This is a genomic window from Streptomyces sp. NRRL WC-3618, from assembly GCF_001280005.1.
In the GTDB taxonomy this organism is placed as follows: domain Bacteria; phylum Actinomycetota; class Actinomycetes; order Streptomycetales; family Streptomycetaceae; genus Streptomyces.
The window spans coordinates 1-4,659 of record NZ_LGDW01000158.1 but is presented as its reverse complement, the minus strand read 5'-3'; the positions used below and the strand labels follow the sequence as shown (position 1 = coordinate 4,659).

The following is a 4,659-nucleotide window of genomic DNA, read 5'->3' as shown; positions in this document are numbered from 1 at the left end:
TCCCACTGACACCGAACGACGACACACCCGCACGACGCGGCACGCCCTCACGCCCCGTCCACTCCCGGGCCTCGGTCAGCAGCTCAACAGCCCCCGCCGTCCAGTCCACATGCGAGTTCGGCCGGTCCACGTGCAGCGTGCGGGGCAGCACGCCGTGGCGCATCGCCATCACCATCTTGATGACGCCCGCGACGCCGGCGGCCGCCTGGGTGTGCCCGATGTTGGACTTGACCGAGCCGAGCCACAGGGGTTCGCGGTCGCCGGACGGGCCGGCCGGCCGCTCCTGTCCGTACGTGGCGAGCAGCGCCTGGGCTTCGATGGGGTCGCCGAGCGTGGTGCCCGTGCCGTGGGCCTCCACGGCGTCGACGTCGCCCGCCGCAAGGCCCGCGCTCGCCAACGCCGCGCGGATGACGCGCTGCTGGGCGGGCCCGTTGGGGGCGGTCAGGCCGCTGCTTGCACCGTCCTGGTTGACGGCGGTGCCGCGTACGACGGCGAGGACCTGGTGGCCGTTACGGCGGGCGTCCGAGAGTCGCTCGAGGACAAGGAGTCCGACGCCCTCTCCCCAGCCGGTGCCGTCGGCGGCCTCCGCGAACGCCTTGCAGCGGCCGTCGGCCGCGAGGCCGCGCTGGCGGCTGAACTCCACGAAGGTGTCCGGTGTGGACATGACGGTCACGCCGCCCGCGAGCGCGAGGGTGCACTCGCCGTTGCGCAGGGACTGCGCGGCCAGGTGCAGGGCGACGAGCGAGGACGAGCACGCGGTGTCGATGGTGACGGCGGGGCCTTCGAGGCCGAAGGTGTAGGAGACGCGCCCGGAGGCGATGCTGCCCGCGCTGCCGTTGCCGAGGTAGCCCTCGAATTCCTCCAGGCCCTCGGGGTTGCTGAGGATGCGGTTGCCGTAGTCGCCGTACATGACGCCGACGAAGACGCCCGTCCGGGAGCCGCGAACGGACAGCGGATCCACGCCCGCCCGCTCGAACGCCTCCCAGGTGGCTTCGAGGAGCAGACGCTGCTGCGGGTCGATGGCGAGGGCCTCGCGCGGCGAGATCCCGAAGAAGGCCGGGTCGAACTGTGCCGCGTCGTGCAGGAAACCGCCCTCGCGCGCATAGCTCTTGCCGGGGCTCGTCGGGTCGGGGTCGTGGAGGTCCGCGTCCCAGCCCCGGTCGTCCGGGAAGGGAGAGATCGCGTCCCCGCCGTCGGCGACGAGCCGCCACAGGTCTTCCGGTCCGGCGACCCCGCCGGGGTAGCGGCAGCTCATCGCGACGATAGCGATGGGCTCCCGGCTCACGGACTCGGCGTCCTGTAGACGCTGCCGGGTCTGGTGCAGATCCGCGGTAACTCGCTTGAGGTACTCGCGGAGTTTCTGCTCGTTCGCCATTTCGGTGCGACTCCTTCAACGCAGAGGGCCGACACCATCACATCGGCGGGAGGGCAGGCGCAACAACCCCTACCCTCCCCCTATGGACCCTTTATGAATTTCTACGAACTGCCCGCGGATTGCCGTGGCGGTGTCGGGCGGCAGTTCCGTGGGATTGCTTCAGGAGACGCCGAGTTCGTTGTCGATGAAGTCAAACATGTCATCGTCGTCGGCGTCTTCCAGCTTGTCCGCGACGGCCTCGGCGGCCAGTCCGCCAGCTCCGCCCGGCTCCGCTGCGTCCAGCCTGCCGAGCAGCGCCCGCAGCCTGCCGCGCACGGCAGCACGTTCGTCGTCGGACGGCGGGCCCGCGGCCAGTGCCGCTTCCAGACCCGCGAGTTCGGCGACCACGCCTCCGGGGCGTGCCCCCTCGGAACTCTCCGCCGCCGCGCCGCCGGCTTGCGGCAGGCTCTCGTCCAGATAGGAGGCGAGCGCCGTGGGCGACGGATAGTCGAAGATGAGGGTAGCGGGAAGACGCAACCCGAAAAGGGAGTTGAGCCGATTTCGGAGTTCCACCGCGGTGAGCGAATCGACGCCCAATTCCAGGAATCCCCGGGTGGCGCCGACCGCCTCCGGCCCGGAATGGCCGAGCACCGTCGCCACATTTCCGCGCACCGCATCGAGCAGTGCACGCTCGCGGTCCGCTCCCGAAAGTTCCGCCAATTCCTTGACGAGGGCCGGGGTACCGGGGTCCGCGCCGTTGGCCGCCGCCGCGTTTCCGGAGCGTGCTTGCGCCCTGTCGACGCGGCGGGCCGGGGTGCGGACCAGTTCCGAGAAGACGGGCTGTACGCCGTCGGGGCCCGCGGCGGCCCGCAGGGAGGCGGTGTCCAGGCGGAGCGGGACGAGAGTCGCCGGCGCTTCGGGCGCGGTCAGGGTCCGGTCGGTCACCGCGATGTCCAGAAGGGCGAGGCCCTCGTCCGTGGACAGTGCCGCCACACCGCCCCGCGCCATGCGGCCGAGGTCCGTACCGTCCAGCTTGCCGGTCATGTCGCTGTCCTGCGCCCAGAGTCCCCAGGCCAGGGAGGTCGCCGGGAGGCCCTGAGCTCGGCGGATGCCGGCGAGGGCGTCCAGGAGGCCGTTGGCGGCCGCGTAGTTGGCCTGCCCCGCGCTGCCGAGCACCCCGGCGGCGGAGGAGAACAGGACGAAGGCGGACAGGTCCAGGCCGGCCGTCAGCTCGTGCAGGTGGAGTGCCGCGGCCGCCTTCGGACGCAGGACCGTGTCCAGGCGCTCGGGCGTCAGGGACGTGACGATGCCGTCGTCCAGGACTCCCGCCGCGTGCACCACCGCCGACAGTTCGCCGCCGGCCTCGTCCAGGAGCGCGGCCAGCGCGTCACGGTCGGCGACGTCGCACGCGGCCACGGTGACCTTGGCGCCCACCGCTTCCAGTTCCGCGCGCAGTTCGTCCGCGCCCGCGGCGGCGTCGCCCCTGCGGGAGACCAGGAGGAGGTCCCGTACACGATGGTGTTCGGCGAGATGCCGCGCCACCACGCGCCCGAGGCCGCCGAAGGCGCCGGTGACGAGGACGGTGCCCTCGCCGTACGGGGATGCCGCGGTTTCGTCGACCGGTGTGGCGGACACCCTCGTCGTCGGTCGCGTCAGTCGGGGGACCCATACCGCGCCCGCCCGCACCACCACCTCGGGCTCACCCGCGGCCAGGGCGGCGGCGAGCGCCGGGGCATCGATCGGGTTCGCGCCCGTGCCCAAGTCGGCGCCTGGAGCCATCTCCGTGTCCACGAGGAGGAAGCGTCCCGGATTCTCCACCTGAGCGGAGCGCACGAGGCCCCACAGTGCCGCGCCCGCGGGGTCGAGGTCCGCGCCTGTGCCCTCGACGGGGGCAGCGCCCCGCGTCACGACCACGAGCCGCGCGCCCTCGAACCGCTCGTCGGCCAGCCATGCCTGCACCACGCCCAGCGCCTCGGCAAGGAATGCGGAGACATCTTCCGGCCGTACGAGGGGATGTACGAGCCCTTGGGAATCTGCGGCCGACGGCCTGTCCACTGGCGACGGCCGGTCCACCGGCCACACCACCGTCGCCGGAAGCTCCTCCCCCGCTTCGAGAGCCGCGCCCAACGCCGCCAGATCCGCGAACGACCGCGCCCCTGGCACCAGCCCGTCGCCGCCGAGCACCGCCAGCGGCACCGGCTCGGCGGGAGCGGCGGGCTGCCGCTTCCACTCGATGTGGAACATCGAGTCACGGAACGTCCCACCACCGAGTCGATCGTCCGAGACCGAGCGCGACACGAGCGAGTCGACGGTGGCGACCACCTGGCCGGTCTCGTCCGCCAAGGTCAGGGTCACGGTGTCCGCTCCGGCACTGCTGAGCCGTACGCGGACGGTCGCGGCGCCTGCCCGGCGCAGCCGGACTCCGCTCCAGGCGAAGGGCAGCCCCAGGCCCTGGCGTTCGTCGTCGCCGTCCTGCCGCCGGGGCAGGAGCAGGGTGGAGTGCAGCGCGGCGTCCAGCAGCGCCGGGTGCAGGGTGAAGGCCGCGGCGTCCGCTGCCTCTTCCTCCGGCAGGGCGACTTCGGCGAAGACCTCGTCGCCGCGCCGCCAGGCCGCACGCAGGCCCTGGAAGACCGGCCCGTAGCCGTATCCCGTCTCGGCGAGACGGTCGTAGAGGGAGTCCGCGTCATCGATGGGCTCGGCGTCCGTCGGCGGCCACTGGGCCAGCCCGCCCTCGGGCTCCTCCTCATCGGCTTCATCAGGCGCGGAGGACAGGAATCCGGCGGCGTGGCGGATCCACGGCTCCTCGGGATCGCCCTCGTCCCGGGAGTGCACACTCACTGCGGAGCGCCCGTTCTCGTCCGCCGCTCCGACATTGATCTGGAGCTGTACGGCGCCACGCTCGGGCAGCACGAGGGGAGCGGCCAGCGTCAGCTCCTCGAGGACCCCGCAGCCGACCTCGTCACCGGCGCGTACAGCGAGTTCCACGAACGCCGTACCCGGAAGCAGCACCCGCCCCGCCACCGTGTGATCGGCCAGCCACGGATGCGTGGCCACTGACAGGCGACCGGTCAGCAGGTGACCGCCCGTGTCCACCAGTGGTACCGCCGCCCCGAGTAGCGGGTGCCCGGCCGGCACAAGCCCGGTCGCCGACACATCACCCACGGCACCGGCGCCCGCACGCGGCCAATAGCGCCGCCCTTGGAAGACGTACGTGGGCAGGTCCACGCGGCGTCGGGAGTCGGCCGGTGCGTACAGCGAGGCGAAGTCGACCTCGGCCCCGCGCACGTGGAGCCGGGCGAGGGCGG

At 72.7% G+C, this 4,659-nt stretch carries 2 protein-coding genes; both read right to left on the bottom strand.

The window, feature by feature from the left end:
• The coding region (locus ADL01_RS17360; protein ID WP_199834851.1) for a type I polyketide synthase at window positions 1–1,375 on the bottom strand (1,375 nt) is incomplete at its 3' end.
• A gap of 159 nt (window positions 1,376–1,534) precedes the next feature.
• On the bottom strand, window positions 1,535–4,659 hold a 3,125-nt coding region (locus ADL01_RS17355; RefSeq protein WP_159049550.1), incomplete at its 5' end, for a type I polyketide synthase.